The sequence below is a fragment of the Hydrogenivirga sp. 128-5-R1-1 genome (assembly GCF_000171895.1).
Genome location: NZ_ABHJ01000410.1, coordinates 1 through 1,298, shown reverse-complemented (window position 1 = coordinate 1,298; position 1,298 = coordinate 1). Strand labels below are relative to the sequence as shown.

The window sequence follows — 1,298 nt, the reverse complement described above, 5'->3', positions numbered from 1 at the left end:
CAAGACTAAGTGGAGATGAATTTGGTATAACTGTTGAATATGAAAACCAACAGCAGTTAAATCAATTTATTAAAAATATTAAACTGCTATTTAAAAACGAATTTGTAATTAATAACTTACCTATGTCATTGTCCATAAGTATAGGTATAGCATTACATCCTGAACATGGAGACGATGCTTTTGAACTGTTAAAGCATGCTGACTCTGCCCTTTACAAAGCCAAAAAAGAAGGGAAAAATAGATATATAATATTTAACAAAGAGTTTGAGGAAGAACTAAAAGAAAAAATAGAACTTGAACAAAGTATTAGAGAAGCTTTAGGAAAAGAAGAATTCTTCTTTGTTTATCAACCTATAATAGATTTAAACACTAATAATATCGTTGGAGCCGAAGCTCTTATAAGATGGCAGTCTGAAAAACTTGGTTTTGTATCTCCTGCAAAATTTATACCTCTTGCCGAGGAATCAGATTTAATACTTGAAATTGATGAATACGTGCTTAGAAAGAACCTTGAATTTGTTGAAAAATTAATGAGGGGAAATATAAATCATTTAAATATTGCCTTAAACTTCTCCGCAAAGTTTTTCAGAAAAGGATTGGTTTATAAAAAACTGAGTGAAATTATAAAAGATAAGAACATTTGTAGATGTATAGAACTTGAAATAACCGAAAGAGAAATTATGCAAGATGTAGAGGAAAATTTAAAAACATTAAATTTATTAAAATCTATGGGATTTAAAATCTCTATAGATGATTTTGGAACAGGATATTCTTCACTCTCATATTTAAAAAAACTTCCAATAGATTTATTAAAAATTGATATATCATTTATTAGAGACATTCCAGAAGACATGAATGATGTGGTTATAACAAAAACAATAATAAATATGGCACACAACTTAGGACTAAAAACTATTGCTGAAGGGATTGAAAGAGAAGAACAGCTTTATTTCCTTAAAGACGAAGGCTGTGATTATGGACAGGGTTATTATTTCTCAAAACCATTACCTGAAAAAGAATTTATAGAACTTATTAAAAAAGGTGGATTAGATGCATAAAGTAATCATAATTTTCCTTTTTACTTTTTGTTTTTGTTATGCAAACTTTTCACCAGAAGAAATTATAAGAAAATACCATATTAATCCAGAAGAAAAAACATCTTATCAATGGATAGAACTTTTTAAAAATAAAAGCTGGCTGAAAAAATATAACTTAGATAAACTTCCAAAAGAAGAACTAAATGAGCTGTTGGATTATCTGGTAGAAAATGCTGCTGATGCAGATAGAGCCACACTACC

The 1,298-nt window shown here is 28.6% G+C and carries 2 protein-coding genes; both read left to right on the top strand.

Annotated features, from left to right (window positions below):
• On the top strand, positions 1-1,058 hold a 1,058-nt coding region (locus HG1285_RS01140), incomplete at its 5' end, for a bifunctional diguanylate cyclase/phosphodiesterase (RefSeq protein ID WP_008289468.1).
• A partial coding sequence (locus tag HG1285_RS01145) for a hypothetical protein (protein ID WP_008289467.1) occupies positions 1,051-1,298 on the top strand: 248 nt, incomplete at its 3' end. The genes HG1285_RS01140 and HG1285_RS01145, both read left to right, overlap by 8 nt.